The organism is Arthrobacter sp. NPDC057013, from assembly GCF_042674585.1.
Lineage (GTDB): Bacteria > Actinomycetota > Actinomycetes > Actinomycetales > Micrococcaceae > Arthrobacter.
Genome location: NZ_JBHUSE010000006.1, coordinates 232,756 through 254,683, shown reverse-complemented (window position 1 = coordinate 254,683; position 21,928 = coordinate 232,756). Strand labels below are relative to the sequence as shown.

23 protein-coding genes and 1 riboswitch are annotated in these 21,928 nt (G+C 67.3%); of the genes, 3 read left to right on the top strand and 20 right to left on the bottom strand.

Annotation, left to right across the window (positions count from 1 at the left end):
• Positions 1-122: 122 nt before the first annotated feature.
• From ACFTSA_RS11270 to ACFTSA_RS11195, 16 genes are all read right to left on the bottom strand, one after another.
• A complete protein-coding gene (locus tag ACFTSA_RS11270) occupies positions 123-1,049 on the bottom strand; it encodes a tyrosine recombinase XerC (protein ID WP_377951336.1) in 927 nt (308 codons plus the stop codon).
• A 111-nt stretch (positions 1,050-1,160) separates the two neighbouring features.
• The gene (gene dprA / locus ACFTSA_RS11265) at positions 1,161-2,345 is read right to left on the bottom strand and encodes a DNA-processing protein DprA (RefSeq protein ID WP_377951335.1); all 1,185 of its coding nucleotides are present in this window, start codon (positions 2,343-2,345) and stop codon (positions 1,161-1,163) included.
• Between the two features lie 11 nt (positions 2,346-2,356).
• Positions 2,357-3,901 carry a YifB family Mg chelatase-like AAA ATPase gene (locus ACFTSA_RS11260; RefSeq protein ID WP_377951334.1) on the bottom strand — a complete coding sequence of 515 codons (1,545 nt, stop codon included), beginning with the start codon at positions 3,899-3,901 and terminating at the stop codon, positions 2,357-2,359.
• Positions 3,901-4,257 carry a YraN family protein gene (locus ACFTSA_RS11255; RefSeq protein WP_377951333.1) on the bottom strand — a complete coding sequence of 119 codons (357 nt, stop codon included), beginning with the start codon at positions 4,255-4,257 and terminating at the stop codon, positions 3,901-3,903. Before ACFTSA_RS11255 ends, ACFTSA_RS11260 begins: the two co-directional genes overlap by 1 nt.
• Before the next feature lie 133 nt (positions 4,258-4,390).
• Positions 4,391-4,717, bottom strand: a complete 327-nt coding sequence (locus ACFTSA_RS11250) for a DUF2469 domain-containing protein (protein WP_003806068.1) — start codon at positions 4,715-4,717, stop codon at positions 4,391-4,393.
• A 102-nt stretch (positions 4,718-4,819) separates the two neighbouring features.
• Positions 4,820-5,491 (bottom strand): ribonuclease HII, encoded by a 672-nt coding sequence (locus tag ACFTSA_RS11245; protein ID WP_377951332.1) that lies wholly within the window; start codon positions 5,489-5,491, stop codon positions 4,820-4,822.
• A 2-nt stretch (positions 5,492-5,493) separates the two neighbouring features.
• A complete protein-coding gene (lepB, locus tag ACFTSA_RS11240) occupies positions 5,494-6,324 on the bottom strand; it encodes a signal peptidase I (protein WP_377951330.1) in 831 nt (276 codons plus the stop codon).
• A complete protein-coding gene (gene lepB / locus ACFTSA_RS11235) occupies positions 6,325-7,005 on the bottom strand; it encodes a signal peptidase I (protein WP_377951329.1) in 681 nt (226 codons plus the stop codon).
• Between the two features lie 85 nt (positions 7,006-7,090).
• A complete protein-coding gene (rplS, locus tag ACFTSA_RS11230) occupies positions 7,091-7,450 on the bottom strand; it encodes a 50S ribosomal protein L19 (protein WP_377951328.1) in 360 nt (119 codons plus the stop codon).
• Positions 7,451-7,715: 265 nt separating this feature from the next.
• Entirely contained in the window at positions 7,716-8,510 is a 795-nt protein-coding gene (gene trmD / locus ACFTSA_RS11225) for a tRNA (guanosine(37)-N1)-methyltransferase TrmD (protein ID WP_377951327.1), read from the bottom strand.
• On the bottom strand, positions 8,511-9,095 hold the full coding sequence (gene rimM / locus ACFTSA_RS11220; RefSeq protein WP_377951326.1) for a ribosome maturation factor RimM: 585 nt from the start codon (positions 9,093-9,095) through the stop codon (positions 8,511-8,513).
• A gap of 133 nt (positions 9,096-9,228) precedes the next feature.
• Entirely contained in the window at positions 9,229-9,471 is a 243-nt protein-coding gene (locus ACFTSA_RS11215; RefSeq protein ID WP_076802241.1) for an RNA-binding protein, read from the bottom strand.
• 1 nt (position 9,472) lies between these two features.
• Entirely contained in the window at positions 9,473-9,886 is a 414-nt protein-coding gene (gene rpsP, locus ACFTSA_RS11210) for a 30S ribosomal protein S16 (RefSeq protein ID WP_102972220.1), read from the bottom strand.
• A 210-nt stretch (positions 9,887-10,096) separates the two neighbouring features.
• The gene (locus ACFTSA_RS11205; RefSeq protein WP_377951325.1) at positions 10,097-10,531 is read right to left on the bottom strand and encodes a hypothetical protein; all 435 of its coding nucleotides are present in this window, start codon (positions 10,529-10,531) and stop codon (positions 10,097-10,099) included.
• A 134-nt stretch (positions 10,532-10,665) separates the two neighbouring features.
• Complete coding sequence (locus ACFTSA_RS11200) at positions 10,666-11,541, bottom strand: VOC family protein (protein ID WP_377951324.1); 876 nt, start codon at positions 11,539-11,541, stop codon at positions 10,666-10,668.
• Positions 11,542-11,619: 78 nt separating this feature from the next.
• Positions 11,620-12,702 carry an amidohydrolase family protein gene (locus tag ACFTSA_RS11195; RefSeq protein ID WP_377951323.1) on the bottom strand — a complete coding sequence of 361 codons (1,083 nt, stop codon included), beginning with the start codon at positions 12,700-12,702 and terminating at the stop codon, positions 11,620-11,622.
• 96 nt (positions 12,703-12,798) lie between these two features.
• A riboswitch (TPP riboswitch) is annotated at positions 12,799-12,906 on the top strand.
• Between ACFTSA_RS11195 and thiC the strand changes: the two genes are divergently transcribed.
• A complete protein-coding gene (gene thiC / locus ACFTSA_RS11190) occupies positions 12,902-14,731 on the top strand; it encodes a phosphomethylpyrimidine synthase ThiC (protein ID WP_377951322.1) in 1,830 nt (609 codons plus the stop codon). (Overlaps the previous riboswitch by 5 nt.)
• Before the next feature lie 59 nt (positions 14,732-14,790).
• On the opposite strand, the gene ACFTSA_RS11185 is transcribed toward thiC, so the two are convergent.
• Together ACFTSA_RS11185 and ffh are read right to left on the bottom strand one after the other, a co-directional pair.
• Complete coding sequence (locus ACFTSA_RS11185; RefSeq protein ID WP_377951321.1) at positions 14,791-15,525, bottom strand: alpha/beta fold hydrolase; 735 nt, start codon at positions 15,523-15,525, stop codon at positions 14,791-14,793.
• 56 nt (positions 15,526-15,581) lie between these two features.
• On the bottom strand, positions 15,582-17,162 hold the full coding sequence (gene ffh / locus ACFTSA_RS11180; RefSeq protein ID WP_377951320.1) for a signal recognition particle protein: 1,581 nt from the start codon (positions 17,160-17,162) through the stop codon (positions 15,582-15,584).
• Between the two features lie 84 nt (positions 17,163-17,246).
• Here ffh and ACFTSA_RS11175 point away from each other — a divergent pair, with 84 nt between their 5' ends.
• Positions 17,247-18,620 carry a glucose-6-phosphate dehydrogenase gene (locus tag ACFTSA_RS11175; RefSeq protein WP_377951319.1) on the top strand — a complete coding sequence of 458 codons (1,374 nt, stop codon included), beginning with the start codon at positions 17,247-17,249 and terminating at the stop codon, positions 18,618-18,620.
• A gap of 135 nt (positions 18,621-18,755) precedes the next feature.
• On the opposite strand, the gene ACFTSA_RS11170 is transcribed toward ACFTSA_RS11175, so the two are convergent.
• Both ACFTSA_RS11170 and ACFTSA_RS11165 read right to left on the bottom strand, forming a co-directional pair.
• Positions 18,756-19,094 (bottom strand): P-II family nitrogen regulator, encoded by a 339-nt coding sequence (locus ACFTSA_RS11170; protein ID WP_003806050.1) that lies wholly within the window; start codon positions 19,092-19,094, stop codon positions 18,756-18,758.
• Positions 19,091-20,449, bottom strand: coding sequence for an ammonium transporter (locus ACFTSA_RS11165; protein ID WP_377951317.1), 1,359 nt, complete (start codon positions 20,447-20,449; stop codon positions 19,091-19,093). The genes ACFTSA_RS11170 and ACFTSA_RS11165 overlap by 4 nt, the downstream gene beginning before the upstream one ends.
• Positions 20,450-20,676: 227 nt before the next feature.
• Here ACFTSA_RS11165 and ACFTSA_RS11160 point away from each other — a divergent pair, with 227 nt between their 5' ends.
• The gene (locus ACFTSA_RS11160; RefSeq protein WP_377951316.1) at positions 20,677-21,927 is read left to right on the top strand and encodes an MFS transporter; all 1,251 of its coding nucleotides are present in this window, start codon (positions 20,677-20,679) and stop codon (positions 21,925-21,927) included.
• Position 21,928 lies beyond the last annotated feature (1 nt).

Below are 21,928 nucleotides of genomic sequence, written 5' to 3'. Positions count from 1 at the left end.
CATGGAGACAGCGCTTCAAGCACAACTTGAAAGTTGCCGAACTTGGATCTTATTGTGCCGTACGCCGTCTAATTACGCCAGTGCAATTCGGCGTGGTGTAGAAGACGCGCCGGAGGAAAGGGCTAGGCGCGCGGGTGCGCCTGCTGGTAGCTCTTCCGCAGGCGGTCCACGGACACGTGGGTGTAGATCTGGGTGGTAGCGAGGCTGCTGTGGCCGAGAATTTCCTGGACCGCCCGGAGGTCCGCACCGCCGTCGAGCAAATGAGTGGCGGCAGTGTGCCGCAGGGCGTGGGGGCCGGTAGCGGAGGTGTCGCCCAATGCCTCGAACAAGCCCTTGACCACACTGCGGACCTGGCGCTGGTCCACACGGCGGCCGCGCGCACCGAGGAACAGCGCCGGTCCGCTGTCGGCGGCAGCGAGCTTCCCCCGGCCCCGGCGCAGCCAGTCGTCGACGGCGAGCGCAGCCGGGAGCCCGTAGGGCACCGTCCGCTCCTTGTTGCCTTTGCCGAGCACCCGCAGGGTCCTGCGGTCAGGGTCGAGGTCGTCGACGTCGAGACCTGCCAGCTCGCCGACGCGGACGCCTGTGGCGTAGAGGAGCTCAACCATGGCCCGGTTGCGCAGGGCCATGGGATCCCCATCTTTAGCTGCGTCGTTGAGGTCAGCCAGCAGCCGGGCGAGCTGCTGCTGCTGCAGCACGCCCGGCAGCGAGCCGTCGCGTTTTGGGGCCTGCAAACGCAGCGCGGGATCGGTTTCAATGAGTTCCTCCCGCAGCGCCCAGGCGGTGAAGCTCCGCGCTGTGGCGGCGCGGCGGGCCAGCGTAGATCGGGACGCACCGGCCTCGCTCTGGCTGCCCAGCCAGCGCCGGAGGGTTCCGAGTTCGAGCCCCGCCGGCTCGGTGACGCCTTCAAGGGCCGCATAGGCGAGGAGGCTGGCGACGTCCGACAGGTAGGCGCGCACCGTGTGCTCGGACCGCGCCCGCTCGCCCGTCAGGTACCGCCCGAAACCCGTAACGGCCCGGGCGAGGGCGGCCGGCAGCTCCTGTTTCTCCACTCCCCCACTGTCCCAGCAATTGGCACAGAAACATTGAACGGCACGCCCACCATGAACGGCATCGGCCCACGCCTGCCGCCCGGCGAGGGGGACGTCACCGGGCGGCGGAGCCTAGGCCGATTGCTTGGTGCGCTTCCAGCCTCCCTTCTCGGAGACAGCCAGTCCGAGCAGCGCCAGCCTGCCAAGGCCCGCGCGAACGGTCTCCGCTCCCAGACCAGCCACGCTGCAGAGTTTTTCGACGGAGCTGGCAGCCCGCAGCAGGAGCGCGTCCAGCAGGATCAGGTCCTCGAGTGTCAGGCCGTCATGGTCGGCCGACTGCCCGCTCTTTTCGTCGGGCAAGGACTGTCCGCTCGGCGACGCAAGCTCGGCGACCTCCCCGGCATCCGTCACACAGACAGCGCCGCCGTCGCGCAGGAGCCGGTGGCAGCCGGCGGAGTTGGCGCTGTGGACCGAGCCGGGGACGGCTCCCACGGCACGGCCCAGGGTCTCCGCGTGATGGGCAGTGTTCAAGGCTCCTGAGCGCCATCTGGCCTCCACCACAACCGTGACGGACGCGAGGGCAGCGATCAGTCGGTTCCGCTGCAGGAACCGGTACCGGGTGGGGGCCGAACCGGGCGGGACTTCGGCGAGCACGGCACCCTGGTTGGCTACGGCGCGCAGGAGATCCTCGTTCCCGGAGGGATAGAAGCGGTCCACGCCACCGGCCATCACGGCGATGGTCGGCATGGCACCTGAGCCCCCTGCCAGGGCTGCCCGGTGCGCGTGGGCATCAATCCCGTACGCGCCGCCGGACACCACCGTGAATCCTTTCTGTGCCAGCGAATAAGCAAGGTCACCGGTGACTGACGCGCCGTAGCTGGTGCTGTCCCGTGAACCCACGAGGGCCACTGCCTTGGCTGCAGGGGGAAGTTCGAGCTCAACGCCCCGCCACCACAGGCAGATGGGCTGGTGCAGCCCAAGGTCGTCCAGTTGCCGCGGCCACAGACCGTCCGCCGGGATGATCATCCGGCCGCCCAGGCGCTGCATGGTCGCCAGGTCGCGCTCCGGGGCAAGGTCGGGAATCCTCGGCGCCCAGCGCTTCAGCGCAGCCCCCAGGCCGGCCCAGGAAGTGACGGCACTGTGCTCTGCCAGCAGCCCGGTGATGTCCTGTTCCAGCCCCGGCCCGTAGCTGAGCTGGCCGGTGGCGATCCGCAGGGCGTCCTCGGCCCCGGCGACGTGCACCAGTGCCAGTCCAGCAACGTCCTGCGGTTCCATCAGCCTGGACAACGCGGCCCGGGCAAGTCTCTCGTTCTGCATGCGGGTTCCTTTCACGCCGCCGCTGAGGCGGTCTGGCGGAGGCTCAGGGCCTGTCCGATGTCGTTTCCGTCCGGCTGCTCCCGGCCGCCGAGGTCGGCCAAAGTCCAGGCGAGGCGGAGGACACGGTCGTAGCCTCGGGCCGTGAGGACGCCGCGTTCCAGCGCATGGTCAAGGATGCGGGTGGTGGCGCCGGGAAGTCTGAGCTGCCCGCGCAGGATGCGGCCGGGCACCTGGGAATTGGTTTCCATGCCCCAGGGCTGAAGCCGCTGCAGCTGGCGGGCCCGGGCGGCCAGGACGCGGGCGCCGACAGTTGCGCTGTCCTCCTCTCCCCCGGACTGGCCGAAGTCGGCCAGCGACACGCGGTCCACCTGCAGCTGGATGTCCACGCGGTCCAGGAGCGGCCCGGACATGCGCGACATGTAGCGGCGCCGCATGAAGGGCGTGCAGGTGCATTCAATGCCCTTTCCCGAGGCCTTGCCGCAGGGACAAGGATTGGCCGCCAGCACGAGCTGGAACCGGGCGGGATAGGCTGCTGCTCCCGCCGAGCGGTGGATGACCAGCTCGCCGCTCTCAAGGGGCTGCCTGAGCGCGTCCAGGACCCTGAGTTCGTATTCGGGCGCCTCGTCAAGGAAGAGGATTCCGCGGTGCGCACGCGACGCTGCGCCGGGGCGAGGCAACCCCGACCCGCCGCCGATGATCGCCGCTGCCGTGGCCGTGTGGTGGGGGTTCTCGAAGGGCGGCCGCCGGACCAGCCGCACCCCGGCGGTGGGGAGCTGGCACAGGGAATGGATTGCCGTCACCTCCATCGCCTCTGTGTCGCGCAGATCGGGCAAAAGCCCGGGAAGGCGCTCGGCCAGCATGGTCTTGCCGGCGCCGGGCGGCCCGGTCAGCAGCAGGTGGTGGGCACCGGCCGCGGCGACTTCCAGGGCACGGCGGGCCTCGGCCTGGCCGGACACGTCGCACATGTCCGGCACAGTCGCGTCCACGGACACAGGCTCGCTCGCGGCGGGTTCGTCTTCCGGCGCGAAGTCGAGGACAAGTTCCTGCGGGTCGGCCCCAAAATCGAACACCAGCCGCGCCAGGGTCCGGTAGCCACGGACCCTGGCACCCGGGACGAGCTCCGCCTCGGCTGCGTTCGCCTCGGCCACGACGATGTCCGGGAAACCAGCCTGCACCGCGGACATCACGGACGGAAGTATGCCGCGGACAGGCCTGAGGCGTCCGTCCAGGCCCAGTTCGGCGATGAAGACGGTACGCCCGGTGGGCCTGATGTCCTCCGCTGCACGCAGCACCGACATCGCGATGGCCAGGTCGAAGCCGGACCCGCGCTTAGGCAGCGACGCCGGGATGAGGTTGGCGGTGATCTTCCGCCGGCTCAGCGGGATACCGGAGTTCTGCGCCGCCGAGCGGATGCGGTCCCTGGCTTCGTTGAGGGAGGCGTCCGGCAGGCCCAGAAGCACAAACGCCGGCAGTGTCTGGCCGATGTCGGCCTCGACCTCCACGATGTAGCCGTTCAGACCGACCAGGGCCACCGAATAGGCTCTCCCCAGCGCCATCACAGCACCTCCTTGAGGTGCTCAACGGTGGGTTTGCTGACGCCGTCGTCCAGCACGGCAATGACGTCCACCCGGCGCAGCGGTAACCGCAGTCCGTGCTCCCGGCACCAGGCCGAGCCCAGGCGGTGCAGGCGGGCGAGCTTGTCTGCGCCGACCGCCTCGAACGGGTGACCGTAGGCGAGTGAACGCCGCGTCTTCACCTCGGCGATGACGAGAGCGTCGCCGTCCAGGGCGACGATGTCGATTTCGCCGTCGGGGCAGCGCCAGTTGCGCGCCACGATCAGCATTCCCAGCGATTCCAGGTATTCCGCCGCGAGTTCTTCCCCGCGCCGGCCCAGCAGGTCCTTGGCTTTCATGTCCACCTCCGCAACAAGACTGCGGGGGCGGGGTCACGCGCGAAAGGGCACCACTACGCTATGTGGGAAAGGCCAGAAAAAACCGGCAGTGGAGGAATAGTGGCGCCCTAAAACGCCTCAAGGAGCACTACCCTCAGTTGCCGAGGTCGACGTCCTTGGGCAGCGCGAGCTCCTCATTGCGCGGCAGTTCCTCGACGTTGACGTCCTTGAACGTGATGACCCGGACGCTTTTCACAAACCGCGCTGAACGGTAGACATCCCAGACCCAGGCGTCCTGGAGGGTGAGGTCGAAGTAGACCTCGCCGTCGGCGCTGCGCGCCTGCAGGTCCACGTGGTTGGCGAGGTAGAAGCGCCGCTCGGTCTCGACCACGTAGCTGAACAGACCCACGACGTCGCGGTACTCCCGGTAGAGCTGGAGCTCCATGTCGGTCTCATAGTTCTCAAGGTCTTCGGCACTCATGGTTCCATCTTGCACCATGCGGCCGGTACCCGCGCATCCGCGCTGCCCTAAGACACTGCGCGGCAGACACTGCGACACTGCGCGGCGCGGACAGCCGGTTGGCTACTCGGACAGCAGGTTCCAGCTGACCCGGTGGTACAGGCTTGGGCCGTGGGTGCGGATCGCTTCCCGGTGCGCCGCCGTGGCGTAGCCCTTGTTGACGTCCCAGCCGAAGTCCGGACACTCAAGGTGAAGTTCCCGCATGTGCTGGTCGCGCTCCACCTTGGCCAGGACGCTCGCTGCGGCCACGCTGAGGCACTGCATGTCGGCCTTGACCAGGGTGTGGACGGGCGCGTCGCAGCCGGGGTCCGTGATGACTTCGTCGAACAGGGATGGCTGGGCCACGGGAGAGAGCCAGTTGTGGCTGCCGTCGAGCAGGACGACGTCAGGCGTGACGCCGGCACCGAGGATCTTGAACCAGGCCCTGTTACCGGCCGTCCGGAGGGCGCCCATGATGCCGAGTTCGTCGATTTCGCGCGCGCTGGCATGTCCCACCGCGGACGCGACACTCCAGGCCCGCACCAGCGGGTCGAGGCGCTCGCGGTCTGCCGCTTTGAGCAGCTTGCTGTCCCGCACGTCGGCCAGCAGTTCCATTTTCTGCAGGTCAACGACGGCGATTCCCACGCTCACCGGACCAGCAAGGGCGCCGCGGCCTACCTCGTCGACGCCGGCCAGGAACCGTGCCCCGCGGGGCAGGAACCGCTTCTCGTAGTCAAGGGTGGGTGCAACTGACATGGCTAGCCTGCCGGCGGAACATTCTTGAAGACGTCGGGATAGTTGTCCAGGGCGGCCCAGCGGTTCATCGGCCAGGCGATGACGGCCGCCTTGCCTTCAATATCCGAGATGTCCACGAAACCGCCATTGGTGTCGGTGTGGGCACGGGAATCCGCCGAGTGGTTGCGGTTGTCCCCCATCACCCAGACTTTGCCTTGCGGGACGACGACGTCAAAGGTGCGCACTGCCGGCACTTCGGCCGGATTGACGTACGTTTCATCCAGCGCGGCGCCGTTCACGGTGATCTTGCCACCGGCGTCACAGCAGATAACGTGGTCCCCCGGGAGCCCGATGACCCGCTTGACCAGGTGCTGCTCGGAGTTGTCCGGCAGCAGGCCTACGAAGGTCAGCCCGTCCTCCACAACGCTGAACGGCCCGTCGGCCTTTTGTGGTGTGGGCGGCAGCCAGCCCTTGGTGTCCTTGAAGACCACCACGTCGCCGTGCGACAGGGCGAACGGCTCCGGAACAAGGAGGTTCACGAAGATACGGTCGTTGATGTCCAGCGTGTTCACCATCGACTCGGACGGAATGTAGAAGGCCCGGAACAGGAAGGTTTTGATGAGGAAGGACAGCACGACGGCGATCACCACCACCGTGGCGATTTCCTTCAGCCACAGCAGGAAGGGGTTGCGGCCACGGGCCTTGTCCTGGCGGCGGGGGCCGGCTGGAGCAGGTGACCCGGATCCGGACCCGCCGGCGGCGGACACCTCGGAAACAGGCTCTTGGGCGGCATGCCGTCCCGGCCGCGCGGCCGACTGCCGCGGTTCGGAGCTCCCGGGATCAATTTCCGGCATTTACTGTCCGTCCTTTGTTGTTGTGTTGGCCGTCAACGGCGGCCGTGCCACTGACGCAAATCTATCAAGCGGCCAGAGGATCTGTACCGGCCTGCCGATCACCCTGTCCGACCGCACCATGCCGCCGCCCGGCGCCCCCAGCAGGCTGCGGGAGTCCGCGGACACCGAGCGGTGGTCACCGAGCAGCCACAGCCGGCCCTCCGGCACAGTCACGTCGAACTTCTGGGTGCTCGCTGCATCACCGTCATACAGGTAGGGTTCCACGAGCGGCTGACCGTTCACTGTGAGGCGGCTGGAGGCGTCGCAACAGGCCACGCGGTCGCCGGGGAGGCCAATGACCCGCTTTACGTATGTAGTATCACTGCCGGTCAGTCCCAGCCAGTGCCCTGCCGCGGCCGCCGCTTCCTGCAGCTGACCTTCCCCGCTGTTCAGCGGCGCGAACGAGCCACGGCCGTCGAACACGACGACGTCGCCGCGGCGGATCGGTTCGGACTGGAAGTCCGTGCGGGACACCAGGATCCTGTCCCCCGTGCCGAACAGCGGCTCCATTGAGGCGGACGGAATGTAATAGACGTCAAGCCACAGGGAGCGGATCAGCGCGCTCACCAGGACGGCAGCCAGCACAGCCAGCAACGCAAAACGCCAGCCCGGTTTCCCTGGCTGGCGTTTTGTCTGGTCCATAATCCGTATCCTGTGGCGCTGTTGCGGATGGCTCCGGCGCTGGCCGGACACGGGGTGGGGACCCGCCGTGAAAGTCCGGCTGGACTTACTTGGCGGTGCTGAAGTCGCGCTTTTCCTTGATCTTCGCAGCCTTACCGCGCAGTGCACGCATGTAGTAAAGCTTGGCGCGGCGGACGTCACCCTTGGTGACAACCTCGATCTTGTCGATGATCGGGGAGTGCACCGGGAAGGTACGCTCAACGCCGACACCGAAGGAAACCTTGCGGACGGTGAAGGTTTCGCGGATGCCGTCGCCCTGGCGGCCCAGGACGAAGCCCTGGAATACCTGGACGCGGGAGTTCTTGCCTTCGATGATGTTCACGTGAACCTTGAGGGTGTCACCCGCGCGGAACTCGGGAACGTCAGTGCGCAGCGAGGCTGCATCTACGGAATCGAGGATATGCATTGATCCACTCCTGGTGAACGCCACAGGTCATCCACTTTGGGTCACGGCGGCCAAGCCCGGACAATTCCGGGAATCGCCGCCGAAGTGTTGAGGTCCGGTCCCGCCACCTGTTGGCGGCACCGGGGTGTCCTGCTGTTGGTTGCGCTCCCCCTGTGGCAGGTGCGGACCCAGCAGACACAAGGATTAATTATGCCCCATATGGAACGAATTGGTTAATTGCGGACCGTTCCGTTCCATGTGGGACACGCGGGTTCCCGGGAACAGATCAGGCTTCCGGGCGTCGCTTCAGGTGGCCGTCGACGACGTCGTACCCCAGGTCCGCGAGAGCGGTGCGGTCGGCACGGGGCAGGGTTCCGGCGTCGAACGCCTGCAGCAGGTCAGGACGGCGTTCCGCCGTCCTGCGGTACTGTTCGTGGCGGCGCCACTGCGCGATCTTGCCGTGGTTTCCGCTGAGCAGGACGGGCGGGACTTCCCGTTCCCGCCAGACCGACGGCTTGGTATAGACGGGGTACTCGAGCAGGCCGTCCGAATGCGACTCCTCCACAAGCGACTCGGGGTTGCCCACCACGCCGGGGAGCAACCGGCCGATGGCCTCCACCATGGCCAGGACTGCCACTTCACCGCCGTTGAGGACGTAGTCGCCGAGGCTGACCGGGCGCACCGTGAAGTGCTCCCCGGCCCATTCGATGACGCGCTCGTCAATGCCCTCGTACCGCCCGCAGGCGAACACCAGATGCTCTTCCTCGGCAAGTTCGTAGGCCAGCGCCTGGTTGAAGCGCTCCCCCGCCGGGGACGGGACGATCAGCACGGGCTTGGCCGCACCGGCCGGCCGGGCCGCCGCCACGGACTCGAGCGCCTGCGCCCACGGCTCGGCCTTCATCACCATTCCTGCACCGCCCCCGTAAGGCGTGTCGTCCACGGTGCGGTGGCGGTCGGTGGTGAAGGTGCGGAGGTCGTGCACGTTCAGGTCGAGCAGCCCGTCCTGGCGCGCCTTGCCGATGAGCGAGAGCTCCAGCGGTGCCAGGTACTCGGGAAAGATACTGACGACGTCGATTCTCATCTATGCTTTGGCCTCCGGCTCAGCCTCTTCCTCGACGGAGTCCGAGCCCCTGGTCTCCGGGTCCTCCGCGCCGCCTTCCTCGTTGACCTCGAACAGGCCAGCCGGCGGGGTGAGCAGGACGAAGCCCTCCTCGATGTTCACTTCGGGGACGATCTGTTCCACGAACGGGATGAGGATTTCCTTGCCGTCCGGGGTTTCGACGACGAGCAGGTCCTGCACCGGCATGGTGTTCAGGGCGGCAACCTTGCCCACGGCCTGGGAGCCGACGCGGGCCTCGAGGCCGACGAGCTCGTGCTCGTACCAGCCCTCGTCGTCGTCCTCGTCCAGCTCTTCAGTCTCGATGAACAGCTTGGCGCCGCGCAGGGTCTCGGCGCGGTTCCGGTCGGCCACCTCCTCAAAACCGAGCAGGAGGATGTCCTTGTTCCAGCGGGCGCTGCTCACGGTGAGCGGCCCGGCGGAGGCGGGCTCCACCACGAACTCGGTGCCGGGAACGAACCGGTCCTCCGGAGCGTCGGTGAGCACCTGGACGGTCACCTCGCCGCGGATTCCGTGGGGCTTGCCGATACGGGCCACCTGAAGCTGCATGTGTTCCTCTGTTTGTGATGCGTGGTTAGGACTATGGCGGGCGTCCTGAACACAGCCAGGGCCCAAAACAGTCCGGCCCCTCCACCGTTAGCTGGTGGAGGGGCCGGACGTTAAGACAAGTGTTGCAGGCGCGTTACCGGCGGCGGTCGGTGTCGACGACGTCGACCCTGACCTGCTCGCCATCTGCCAGCGCCGCCACGACCGTGCGCAGTGCACGCGCGGTGCGGCCCTGGCGTCCGATTACCCGTCCCAGGTCTTCCTGGTGAACGCGCACCTCGAGGGTATCCCCGCGGCGGTTGTTCTTGGCGCTGACCTTGACGTCCTCAGGGGAGTCGACAATGCCGCGGACAAGGTGTTCGAGCGCTTCTGCCAGCAACTTACTCAGCCTCGGTGGTCTCTGCTTCAGCCTCGGCGGGGGCTTCCGATGCCTTGGCCTTCTTGGTGATGGCTTCCGGGATGATCACGGAACCCTTCTCCGGAGCAACGAATGCTTCCTTGTCGGCCTTGGTCTTCAGGGTGCCTTCCTGGCCCGGCAGACCCTTGAACTTCTGCCAGTCACCGGTGATCTTCAGGATCGCGGCGACCTGCTCCGACGGCTGCGCGCCAACGGACAGCCAGTACTGCGCACGCTCGGAGTTGACCTCGATGTACGAGGGCTCCTCGGTGGGGTGGTACTTGCCGATCTCTTCGATGGCACGGCCATCACGCTTGGTGCGCGAGTCGGCAACAACGATGCGGTAGTACGGTGCGCGCATCTTACCGAAGCGCTTAAGGCGAATCTTTACGGCCACTTTTGTGGTCACTCCTGTTTCTGAAACGGGGTTGAACCCGCGTTCTGCACCCGTGGGGCGGGCCGTACTTGGGGTTCGAAAAGGACAGGATCCAGACGCGGAGAGAGGGGCCACGCAGATCGAGTACCTGTTCATTGTGCCAGATCGTCCGCGTTAATTCGACTTGACGTGCGGACCGAGTCCCACAGGTACCGGAATAACCTGGCTGCGCTACGAAGACCAGACGTAGAGGCCGGTCCTGCTGCCTTCGTCTACGGTCCCGGCGAGCTCAGCGAGTTGCTGGACATATTTCCTGGCTTCCACGGCTCCAAACGGCATGTCGTCCTCGGCAGCCCAGCGCTCGGCCACCTCATCCAGGACATTGCCTTCACCCTCGGACTCGTACGTGAGGAGCTCAGCCAGAGCCCGGACCATCGCCGCCGGCACGCCCAGCAGTGAATCACTGGCCACGTCAACCATGGCCAGCTCATAGTCCGCACCCGCGGCGTGCACCGCGGCACCGGCGAGGTCGCCGAGCTGTTCGATCTCAAAATCACTGATGCCGGCGATCCGGATGCCGTCCCCGGCGGCCGCACCGCCTTCCAGCGCCTCTGCGCGCTTGAGGGCGTCGTTGTGGGTGGCGACAAACACTTCAGTGAAGCCCATGGATTCGTCCTCATTCCGTCGGGGCGTGCATGCCCCGGCAGCGCCAGGGCCCTTCGGATGTCAGCCTAACCCAACCGGGTTCCCCGGGAGCGCACCCGGTTTACCGAACGGCGACGCTTATCGAACGGCGAGGCTTATCGAACGGCGACGCGGAGGCGGTTGCGCCACGGATCCTCGAACCGGAGCTCGGCGCCGGTGTGGTGCGATTCGACCCCGGCGACCTTGAGACGTTCGGCGAGGGCGCCGACGTCGTCCCCCGACGGGACCTCGATGAGAACCTCGCCGAGTCCCAGCGTGTCCCGGCGCGGACCGGCGCCCCGGCTGTTCCAGACGTTCATGGCCATGTGGTGGTGGTAGCCGCCGGCGGACACAAACAGGGCCTGGCCGTGCCAGCCCGCCGTTTTTTCGAATCCGAGGGTGCCGACGTAGAAGTCGTGGGCTGACTGCACGTCACCCACTTGAAGGTGGACATGCCCCACCTCGGCGTCCGCGCCCCGCTGGCCCTCCACCGATTCCTGCGTGAGGTGCTCCTGCAGATACCGCTGGGGCGGGAGCGCCAGGCTGTCCATCACGACGTTCTTGCCCTCCCAGGACCACGCCGAACGCGGGCGGTCCCAGTAGAGTTCGATGCCATTGCCCTCCGGATCGGTGAAGTAGAAGGCCTCGCTGACCAGGTGGTCGGCGCTGCCCACGAAGGCCTGCGGCTCGTACTGGGCCGCGCTGGCTACGGTGGCGGCGAGCGAGGACTGGTCCTCGAAGAGGAGCGCCGTGTGGAAGAGGCCGGCCTCGCCCCGGTCGGGGATGTTGAGGCCCGGAGCGGGGGCGAGGTGGACCAGGGGCGTCTTGAGCCGGCCGAGGTAGAGGCCGCCGTCCTGCTCGGCGACGACATCGAGCCCGAGGGCGCGCTGGTAATAGTCGGTCATGAGCTTCATGTCGCCCACCTTGAGCATGACGGTGCCCATGGTGAGGTCGGCAGGAAGCAAGTCCTGGCTGCTGTCTGCTGCTGTCATTGAATACTCCCGAATGTCCGGACCACCGGATTTCGGCGGCCTCTACATCTCTAAATTACTTGAAGCTTCAATTTATTCCTAATGGACGATCTTGCCCCCCAACACCACGTTCGCGAGACTGCGGATGGTCCCCGGCACCGTGCGCGGATCCTCCCGGCAGACCACCACGTCCGCCGGCGCACCTTCGGCCAGGCCTTCGGCGCCCAGCCAGCGGCGCGCCCGCCAGCAGGCAGCGTCCAACGCGGCCGGAGCCGGCAGCCCGGCGGCGTGAAGTTCGAGGATTTCGTCCGCGATACGGCCGTGGCGGATCACGCTTCCGGCATCCGTTCCCGCGTAAATTTCGACGCCGGCCTCATAGGCCTCCAGGACGCGCTCACGACGGCGGGACCACAGTGCGCGCATGTGCCCGGCATACCGCGGAAACTTCGGCTCGGCCTGGGCTGCGATGTCCGGGAAGGTGGCGATGTTGATGAGTGTCGGAACGATCGGCACCTGCTGCGCGACGAACCGGGGAATGTGCCTGGGCAGCAGGCCCGTGGCGTGCTCGATGCAGTCGATGCCGGCGTCGAGCATGTCATCCAGGGTGTCCTCGCCGAAGCAGTGTGCCGTGACCCTCGCCCCCTCGTCGTGGGCGGCCCGCACGGCGTCCCGCACGGCAGCGGGCGGGAACGACGGTGTGAGGTCGCCGGCCGTCCGGTCGATCCAGTCCCCCACCAGCTTGACCCAGCCGTCACCCTCGCGCGCCTGCTTGCGCACCGCCTCCACGAGGCCCTCCGGTTCGACTTCCACGGCGAAGTTCCTCAGGTAACGGCGCGACCGGGCAACGTGCCGGCCGGCCCGGATGATGCGCGGCGTATCGGCCCGCTGCTGCAGCCACCGGGTGTCACTGGCGGCCCCGGCGTCACGGACCAGCAGCGTGCCGGCGTTGCGGTCCGTGATCGCCTGGGCATACGCCACGGCGTCGTCCACGGCGCCGCCCGGGCCCAGCCCGATATGGCAGTGGGCATCGGCGAAACCGGGCAGGACCCAGCCATCGAGGACGGCGTCCGGTCGCCGGCCCGGAGGATCAAACGTGAGCTTCCCGTCCACGGACCAGAGCCCGCTGCGTTCCTCGTCCGCAGCCGTGAGCACGGGTCCGCTGAATTCGATGATGTGCGCCATGGCTTCCAGCTTAATCGGCTTCCGTGGCGGCAAACGGGCTCGTCGGACCGGCTTTTCATAGATGGACAGGTCCAATCCGGGGTGTGGTAGCTTCGTTTACGACCACACGGGGGCCCCTGCAGGGGCTGAGATCAGGCTGGCGCAGCCTGCGACCGTTGAACCTGTCCGGGTAATGCCGGCGAAGGAAGTGAGCAGTAAATTGAGCACCCAGAAATCACGGCTGAGCCCTGCCCAAATTGATGCAGCCCAGAGCGAAACCGCCGTTAACGCTGCCGGTAGTGTCATGCAGTCGCTGAAATCCCATTCACTGGCCTATCTGGAAGGTGACGGCTTGCGGGTTCCGGTAACGGAAATCGCCTTGGAGCCCTCACCGAACGGCGAGCAGAACGAACCGCTGCGGGTTTACCGCACGGCAGGCCCGGGAAGCGACCCCCTGGTGGGCCTCGCCCCGTTCCGCTCGGAGTGGATTACGGCACGGGCAGACACCGAGACGTATGACGGACGTGAACGGAACCTGCTCGACGACGGCAAGTCGGCCGTGCGCCGCGGCGCGGCTTCCGCCGAATGGAAGGGCGCCCGGCCGGTGCCCCGCCGCGCGGCTGACGGCAGGACCGTCACGCAGATGCACTATGCGCGCCAAGGCGTCATCACCCCCGAAATGCGCTTCGTGGCCCTCCGCGAAAACTGCGATGTGGAACTGGTCCGCAGCGAACTCGCCGCCGGACGGGCCATCATCCCCAGCAACATCAACCACCCGGAATCCGAGCCGATGATCATCGGCAAGGCGTTCCTGGTGAAGATCAACGCCAATATCGGCAACTCGGCCGTCACCAGCTCCATCGCGGAGGAAGTGGACAAGCTGCAGTGGGCCACCCAGTGGGGCGCGGACACGGTCATGGACCTGTCCACGGGCGACGACATCCACACGACGCGTGAGTGGCTCATCCGCAACTCCCCCGTGCCGATCGGCACGGTGCCGATCTACCAGGCCCTGGAAAAGGTCAACGGCGAAGCGAACGCCCTCACCTGGGAGATTTTCCGCGACACCGTCATCGAACAGTGCGAACAGGGCGTGGACTACATGACCATCCACGCCGGCGTGCTGCTGCGGTACGTGCCGCTTACGGCGAACCGCGTAACCGGCATCGTGTCCCGCGGCGGATCGATCATGGCGGGCTGGTGCCTGGCCCACCACCAGGAAAACTTCCTGTACACCCACTTCGACGAACTCTGCGAGATCTTCGCGAAGTACGACGTCGCCTTCTCGCTGGGCGACGGCCTCCGGCCGGGTGCGACGGCGGACGCCAACGACGCCGCGCAGTTCGCCGAACTGGACACGCTGGCTGAGCTGACCCAGCGGGCCTGGGAATACGACGTCCAGGTCATGGTCGAGGGGCCGGGGCACATCCCGTTCCACCTGGTGCGCGAGAACGTTGAGCGCCAGCAGGAGCTCTGCAAGGGTGCTCCCTTCTACACGCTGGGACCGCTGGTCACGGACGTGGCCCCCGGCTACGACCACATCACCTCGGCCATCGGCGCCACCGAAATCGCCCGCTACGGCACGGCCATGCTTTGCTACGTCACGCCGAAGGAACACCTGGGCCTGCCGAACAAGGACGATGTGAAGACGGGCGTCATCACATACAAGATCGCCGCGCACGCCGCCGACCTTGCCAAGGGGCACCCCGGCGCGAACGAGCGCGACGATGCGCTGTCCAAGGCCCGGTTCGAGTTCCGGTGGCGCGACCAGTTCGCGCTGTCGCTGGACCCGGTGACGGCCGAATCCTTCCATGACGAGACCCTGCCTGCGGAACCCGCCAAGACCGCGCACTTCTGCTCGATGTGCGGACCCAAGTTCTGCTCCATGCGGATCAGCCAGGACATCCGGAACGAATACGGATCAGCCGAAGCGCAGGCCGCACTCGCCGAAATGGCGGAGGGAATGCGTGAGAAGAGCCAGGAATTCCTCGCTGCGGGCGGAAAGGTCTACCTGCCGGAGCTGCGGCTTCCGGAATCGGCGCGCAACTAACGGTGCTTCGGGGTTCCGTCCGGCTGGCATGGGGGGCCGGCCGGTCGGGGCCCGATCGTTTATGACGCCCGGGGCTGCTGCCGCCGGCTGACCTCGGCGATGAACGATCGGATGTAGCGGTCGCCCTCGCGTGAATCGTGGGGCCGGTGCCCTCCGGCAGCGATGCGGTGCAGGGCGCCCGTCTCGCGGAGGTAGCCGGCGATTTCCTCGTACAGCGGCTCCCAGCCGCCGGTGAGCACCAGGGTGGGAACACCCGGGACGATCTGCAGCGGCGCTTCCCAGGGCGGTGCCTGCAGCCGCAGCCGCCGTGCGGCGCGCTTCGCTTCGGGGGTACTGGGCTCCGGCGTGTCAGCGGCGAAGGCGCGGCGCCGGAACTCGCGCTCATAATCGTCGTCGCCCAGCTGGTGCCGGACCTCGAACAGCGGCTCCATCAGGGCGCGGTGCGCGGCGGTGGCGGGCAGGTCGGCCGTGAGCGACAGGCAGGCCGGTTCCACGAGTGTCAGCGAGAAGACCAGGTCGGGACGCTCGACGGCGGCCATCATCGCGGCGATCGCGCCCTGCGAATGCGCCACCACGTGGCCCCCGGCGGCCCCGCGGCCGTCGTCCGCCAGGGAACGCAGCACAATGCGGGCGTCCTCGGCGAAGTCGGTCTCCAGCGGTTCGGCCCCGGCGTCAAAGCCGTGGCGCCGCAGAAACAGGGCGTCGTACCGCAGGGCCATGCCGTGCTGGCGCGGCCACGCCACGGAGCCGAAGTTCCCGGCACCGTGGACGAACACTACCCGCTGCTTATACATGACCCAACCTTATGGCAGCGGTCTGACATCGGCGCCGGCCGACATGACCGTGCGCCCTATTTGCCGCCCATGAACTTGTCGAAGCCCTTGGGCAGGTTCAGCTGGGACGGATCGAAATCGCCCGACTGCTGGCCGAAGGCTGCTCCCGTGGGCACCGCCTTGGCCCCCGCGGCCCGCCTTGCCTCGGCTTCGCGCAGCTCCTGCGCCGCCTTGGCAGGATTGCCGGAACGGGCCTTCTTCTTGGGCGCGTTCTTGCCACCCTTGCGGGCGCCGCCGGCCCCCATGCCGGGCATCCCGGGCATTCCCGGCATGCCGCCGCCCTGGGCCATCTTCTTCATCATCTTCTGGGCCTGGGCGAAGCGTTCCAGCAGCCCGTTGACCTCCGAGACGTGCACACCCGAGCCGCGGGCGATGCGGGCCCGGCGGGAACCGTTGATGATCTTCGGGGCCACGCGCTCGTGCGGGGTCATCGAGCGGACAATGGCCTCCACCCGGTCGATCTCGCGCTCGTCGAACTGCTCCAGCTGCTGCCGGATGTTCTGCGCACCGGGCATCATCATGAGCATCTTCTTCATGGAGCCCATTTTGCGGATCTGCTGCATCTGGGCGAGGAAGTCGTCCAGGGTGAAGTCCTCCTGGTCGGCGAACTTCTTCGCCATCCGGGCGGCTTCTTCCTTGTCCCAGGACTTTTCCGCCTGTTCAATCAGGGAGAGGACATCACCCATGTCCAGGATGCGCGAGGCCATCCGGTCCGGGTGGAACAGTTCGAAGTCGTCCAGGCTTTCGCCGGTGGAAGCGAACATCACAGGCTTGCCGGTGACCGACGAAACGGACAGCGCGGCACCGCCGCGGGCATCGCCGTCGAGCTTTGACAGCACGATGCCGGTGAAGTTCACGCCTTCATCGAAGGCCATGGCCGTGTTGACGGCGTCCTGGCCGATCATGGAGTCGATCACGAAGAGGACTTCGTTGGGCACGATGGCCCGGCGGATCTGGCGCGCCTGCTCCATCATGTCGGCGTCAACGCCGAGGCGTCCGGCGGTATCCACGATGACGACGTCGTGCAGCTTCTGGCGTGCTTCCTCGACGCCCGCACGAGCGACAGCGACGGGATCGCCGGCCGGGTGCTCGAGCTCGGACGTGGCGCCCGGGTGCGGCGCGAAGACTGGGACGCCGGCACGCTGGCCCACGACCTGCAGCTGGGTCACCGCGTTCGGGCGCTGAAGGTCACACGCAACAAGGATGGGGCTGTGGCCCTGGGCCTTGAGCCACTTGGCGAGCTTTCCGGCGAGGGTGGTCTTGCCCGCGCCCTGGAGGCCGGCAAGCATGATGACGGTGGGGCCGGTCTTGGCCATCCGGATCCGGCGGGTCTCGCCGCCGAGGATTTCAACAAGCTCCTCGTTGACGATCTTCACGATCTGCTGGCTGGGGTTCAGCGCCCCGGAAACCTCGGCGCCGAGCGCCCGCTCACGGACCTGCCCGGTAAACTCGCGGACCACGGGCACGGCAACATCCGCGTCCAGCAGGGCACGCCGGATCTCACGGACAGTGGCGTCGACATCTGCCTCGGTGAGGCGGCCCTTGCCGCGGAGGTTCTTGAAGGTTGCTGTCAACCGGTCAGAGAGTGAATTGAACACGCGCCGTGTACTTCTTTCAGTGGATGTACGGGACTCGACTATCTAGGGTATCAAGACACGCCTTCAAGATGGCATGCTGGCAGGGTGACGAGCCAAACGACTGTAAAAACCCTGCTCATCCTCGGTGCCTCGGGCGACCTCACCGGCCGGCTCCTCCTCCCCGGCCTGGCCAGGCTGGTGGCCTCCGGCCGGGCGGCTGGCCTGAAGCTCGTGGGTGCCGGTTCGGATCCGTGGTCACGGGAGCAGTGGCAGGAACGCGTGCACACCGCTTTTGACGGCGCCACCGAAAATGCGTCAGAGGCCGGAAAGGCCGCACTGGCGGCCATGGCGAAGTCCTCGGACTACCATCAGGCGGACGTCACCGCGGACGGCCCGCTCGCGCAGCTCCTGGCCGACCTCGAGGGCCCGGTTGCCGTCTACTTCGCCCTTCCTCCGCAGGTGAGCCAGAAGGCCTGCGAAATCCTGCGCCCGGAACAGGTCCCCGCCGGCACGCGCCTGGTGATGGAGAAACCCTTCGGCTCAGGCCAGGAGTCCGCCCGTGAACTCAACCGGACCCTCCTGTCCCTCGTTCCGGAGGACCACATTCACCGGGTGGACCATTTCCTCGGCAAGGCCACCGTGCTGAACATACTGGGCCTGCGGTTCGCCAACACCTTCCTGGAACCGATCTGGAACCGGAACCACATCGAAAAGGTGGAGATCGTCTTCGACGAAGACCTGGCCCTGGAGGGACGCGCGCGCTACTACGACGGCGCGGGCGCCCTGCGCGACATGATCCAGAGCCACCTGCTGCAGATCATGGCGCTGCTGGCCATCGAGCCCCCGGCCACCATCGGCGAACGCGACCTCCGCGACGCCATCGCCGCCGTCCTGCGGGCCAGCAGCGTCAAGCCGCCCTACACGGACAGCACCCGGCGGGCGCGCTACCTCGCAGGAAGCCTCGGCGGCAAGGACGTCCCCGATTACACCGCGGAGGAAGGGGTGGACCCGGACCGGAACACCGAGACCTTGGCCGAGGTGCACGTGAACATCGACAACTGGCGCTGGAAGGACGTGCCGTTCATCCTGCGCTCCGGCAAGGCCTTGGGCGACAGGCGCAAGGAGGCCGTGGTCACCTTCCGGCCGGTTCCGCACCTTCCCGCCGGCTTCACCGGAAGGGACACCCCCAACACGCTCCGCATCGGCTTCGGCCCGGACACGCTGGAGCTCGACGTCGACGTGAACGGCCCCGGGGACATCTTCAGCCTGGACCGCGCCGCACTCGTGGCCGAACTCAACGCCTCCGAGCTGCTGCCTTACGGCGAAGTCCTGGAGGGCGTCCTGACCGGTGACCCCCTGTTGTCTGTCAGGGGCGACACTGCGGAGGAGTGCTGGCGGATCGTGGAGCCGGTGCTGGCCGCCTGGGCAGCAGGCAAGGTTCCGCTGGAGGAATACCGTGCGGGTTCCGACGGCCCATGACCCAAATAGGCTGTCGGCCCCCAACAGGCAGCGCGCCCAAATAGGCTGCCTGCCCCCGGACTGTCCCAGCACGCAGGAAGGGCCGGTCACCGTTTGGTGACCGGCCCTTCCGCTGCGTTGGGCTGTTGGCTGGTGCTAGATGGCGGCTACGCCGCGCTCACCTGTCCGCACCCGCACTGCTTCGAAGACATCGACCGTCCAGACCTTGCCGTCGCCGGCGCGGCCCGTGTTGGAGCTGGCGATGATGACATCCAGGATGTCATCAGCCTGTTCGTCCGTGGCCAGCACCTCGACGCGGATCTTGGGCAGCAAATCCACGTTGTACTCGGCGCCGCGGTAGACCTCGGTGTAGCCGCGCTGCCGGCCGTAGCCGCTGGCCGCGCTGACCGTCAGGCCCTGGACCCCGTAGGCCTCCAGGCCTTCGCGGATCGATTCGAGCTTCTCCGGACGAACGATTGCCGTAATCAGTTTCATGCCCCCACGCTTTCCTTGCCTGCTGCTGCTTCTGTCTTCTTGCCGTCGGTGCCTGCGGGAACCCCGTCCGTGCCGCTGGTGTGGCCGCCCGTGATCAGCTCGTGCAGAGGCTGGAAGCTGCCGCCGTGGCCGCCGACGCCGAACTCGTAGGCGGTTTCAGCGTGCAGGCTGAGGTCCACGCCCACCGCTTCCTGCTCCTGGGAGACGCGGAAGCCCATGGTCTTGTGGACGGCCAGCGCGATGATCGTGGTCAGGACGGCCGAGTAGGCGATCGAGACCCCGGCTGCGGCCAGCTGGGCCCAGAGCTGCGCGAAGCCGCCGCCGTAGAACAGGCCGCCGCCAACGCCGTCGGTCGGCAGGGCGATGAAGCCCAGGGCCACGGTGCCGATGATGCCGGAAACAAGGTGCACGCCGACGACGTCCAGGGAGTCATCGAAGCCCCAGCGGAACTTCAGGCCCACGGCCAGGGCGGAGGCCACACCGGCAACCACGCCGAGTCCAAGGGCACCAACCGGGCTGACGTTTGCACAGGCCGGGGTGATGGCGACGAGGCCGGCAACCACACCGGAGGCTGCACCCAGCGAGGTGGGGTGGCCGTCACGGACGCGTTCGGTGACCAGCCAGCCGAGCATGGCGGCGGCCGGAGCGGCGAGGGTGTTGATCCAGATCAGGCCGGCCTGTTCCGCGGTGGTCGCGGCGCCGCCGTTGAAGCCGAACCAGCCGAACCACAGGATGGCCGCGCCGAGCATGACGAACGGGATGTTGTGCGGGCGGTGGTTCGGGTCCTTGCCGAAGCCCTTGCGGTTGCCGATGATGAGGACCAGGATCAGCGCGGCCACACCGGCGTTGATGTGAACCACGGTGCCGCCGGCGAAGTCGATCGCGGGGCCGAGGGCCTTGCCGATGGCGCCCTCGGGACCGAAGAGGCCGCCACCCCAGACCATGTAGGCGAGGGGGCAGTACACCAGGGTGACCCAGACAGGGACGAAGACGCTCCAGGCGCCGAACTTGGCGCGGTCTGCGATGGCGCCGCTGATGAGGGCAACCGTGATGATTGCGAAGGTGGCCGCGTAGCCAACCTTGATGAGGCCGTCAGGGCTGGTGATGCCTTCAAGGCCGAACGTGGCGAACGGGTTCCCGACAATCTGCAGGAATCCTTCGCCGGAGCTCATCGATGCGCCCCAGAGCACCCAGACCACGCCGACCATGCCGATGGAGATGAAGCTCATCATCATCATGTTCAGTGCAGCCTTGGCGCGCGTCATGCCGCCGTAGAAAAATGCCAGACCTGGTGTCATGAACAGCACGAGTGCCGCCGCCACCATGAGCCATACGTGACCTGCGGTAAGTTCCATGGTGCACGTCCTCTCTTGATCGAATAGTGCGGAGTGATCCGCCTGCCCAACGCCTTTTGCGTCCTGAATCAAGTTTTGCCGCGGTGTGTTTCGCTGGCGGAGGATTTAGATTGCCGGTCTGTTACAACAACCTCCCTGACGTAAATGGTGCATATCCTGCTTGTTACGGTTATGTTTCAGCCGCCCCAAACGCCCATCCCGCCCGTTTCGCAAGGATTCCCCGCTCCATGACGCCTCTCCCCCGTAACGCCGCGGGCAAACCCCGGTTCAGCGCAGTCCGTCGCGCGGACGGCGCTCCGCTGCCCCGTGACATCAAGGTGATGCTCGTTGCAGCGTTCCTGATCGCGCTGGGCTTCGGCCTCGTGGCCCCGGTGCTGCCGCAGTTCGCCACCACGTTCGACGTCGGGGCGACGGCCGCCGCCGTCATCGTCAGTATCTTTGCGTTCATGCGGCTGCTGTTCGCGCCCGCCGGCGGTGCCCTCATTGGCAGGCTCGGCGAACGGCCGGTCTACGTCGCTGGCCTGCTGATCGTGGCCGCGTCGACGGCGGCCTGTGCCTTTGCCCAGAGCTACTGGCAGCTGCTGGTGTTCCGCGGGCTGGGTGGCGCAGGCTCGGTCATGTTTACTGTGGCCTCGATGGCCCTGGTGATCAGGCTGGCGCCGCCCGAGAGCCGCGGCCGGGTGTCGGGTGCGTACGCTTCGGCGTTCCTGATCGGCAACGTCTGCGGGCCGATCGTCGGAGGCCTGCTGGCCGGCTTCGGCCTGCGTGTTCCGTTCCTGGCCTACGCCGGTGCCCTCGTCCTCGCGGCCCTGGTGGTGCAGACGCAACTCAGCCACGTACCGGGGTCGGCCCGCGGCGAGGCAGCGGGCGCGCCTGCCATGAAACTCGGTGAGGCGGTGCGGGACAGCGCCTACCGGGCAGCCATGCTTTCCAGCTTCGCCAACGGCTGGGCGACCTTCGGCGTGCGCATGGCCACGGTCCCGCTTTTTGCCGTCACGGCCCTGGGCTCCGGGCCCGGGGCGGCTGGCTGGGCGCTGGCAGTCTTCGCTGCCGGGAACGCCCTTGCCCTGACAGTGTCAGGCAGGCTGGCGGACAGCCTGGGCAGGAAGCCGATGATGGTGGCGGGTCTCCTGGTCACCGGCGCGGCGACTGCCGGAATCGGGCTTACCCACGGGCTCGGGTGGTTCCTGGCCGCGTCGATGCTGGCCGGCGTGGGTGCCGGAATGCTCAACCCGGCGCAGCAGGCGGCGGTTGCCGATGTGATCGGCCGTGAACGTTCGGGCGGACCGGTGCTGGCTGCCTACCAGATGACGTCCGATATAGGCGCCATCCTCGGGCCGGTGCTCGTCGGCCTGCTGGCGGACCGGTTCGGTTACAGCTGGGCCTTCGCTGCGACGGGCGCCGTGCTGCTGGCGGCGGCCCTGGGCTGGCTGGCCGCACGGGAGACGGTGCAGCGCCAGCCAAACCCCGCCAGGTAGC

Excerpts from the sequence above, each read along its gene's own strand:
- dprA (WP_377951335.1), bottom strand. The coding sequence starts at position 2,345 with ATGCAGAACGAGAGACTTGCCCGGGCCGCGTTGTCCAGGCTGATGGAA.
- ACFTSA_RS11260 (WP_377951334.1), bottom strand. The coding sequence starts at position 3,901 with ATGGCGCTGGGGAGAGCCTATTCGGTGGCCCTGGTCGGTCTGAACGGC.
- ACFTSA_RS11255 (WP_377951333.1), bottom strand. The coding sequence starts at position 4,257 with ATGAAAGCCAAGGACCTGCTGGGCCGGCGCGGGGAAGAACTCGCGGCG.
- ACFTSA_RS11250 (WP_003806068.1), bottom strand. The coding sequence starts at position 4,717 with ATGAGTGCCGAAGACCTTGAGAACTATGAGACCGACATGGAGCTCCAG.
- ACFTSA_RS11245 (WP_377951332.1), bottom strand. The coding sequence starts at position 5,491 with ATGTCAGTTGCACCCACCCTTGACTACGAGAAGCGGTTCCTGCCCCGC.
- lepB (WP_377951330.1), bottom strand. The coding sequence starts at position 6,324 with ATGCCGGAAATTGATCCCGGGAGCTCCGAACCGCGGCAGTCGGCCGCG.
- lepB (WP_377951329.1), bottom strand. The coding sequence starts at position 7,005 with ATGGACCAGACAAAACGCCAGCCAGGGAAACCGGGCTGGCGTTTTGCG.
- rplS (WP_377951328.1), bottom strand. The coding sequence starts at position 7,450 with ATGCATATCCTCGATTCCGTAGATGCAGCCTCGCTGCGCACTGACGTT.
- trmD (WP_377951327.1), bottom strand. The coding sequence starts at position 8,510 with ATGAGAATCGACGTCGTCAGTATCTTTCCCGAGTACCTGGCACCGCTG.
- rimM (WP_377951326.1), bottom strand. The coding sequence starts at position 9,095 with ATGCAGCTTCAGGTGGCCCGTATCGGCAAGCCCCACGGAATCCGCGGC.
- ACFTSA_RS11205 (WP_377951325.1), bottom strand. The coding sequence starts at position 10,531 with ATGGGCTTCACTGAAGTGTTTGTCGCCACCCACAACGACGCCCTCAAG.
- ACFTSA_RS11200 (WP_377951324.1), bottom strand. The coding sequence starts at position 11,541 with ATGACAGCAGCAGACAGCAGCCAGGACTTGCTTCCTGCCGACCTCACC.
- ACFTSA_RS11195 (WP_377951323.1), bottom strand. The coding sequence starts at position 12,702 with ATGGCGCACATCATCGAATTCAGCGGACCCGTGCTCACGGCTGCGGAC.
- ACFTSA_RS11185 (WP_377951321.1), bottom strand. The coding sequence starts at position 15,525 with ATGTATAAGCAGCGGGTAGTGTTCGTCCACGGTGCCGGGAACTTCGGC.
- ACFTSA_RS11170 (WP_003806050.1), bottom strand. The coding sequence starts at position 19,094 with ATGAAACTGATTACGGCAATCGTTCGTCCGGAGAAGCTCGAATCGATC.
- ACFTSA_RS11165 (WP_377951317.1), bottom strand. The coding sequence starts at position 20,449 with ATGGAACTTACCGCAGGTCACGTATGGCTCATGGTGGCGGCGGCACTC.
- ACFTSA_RS11160 (WP_377951316.1), top strand. The coding sequence starts at position 20,677 with ATGACGCCTCTCCCCCGTAACGCCGCGGGCAAACCCCGGTTCAGCGCA.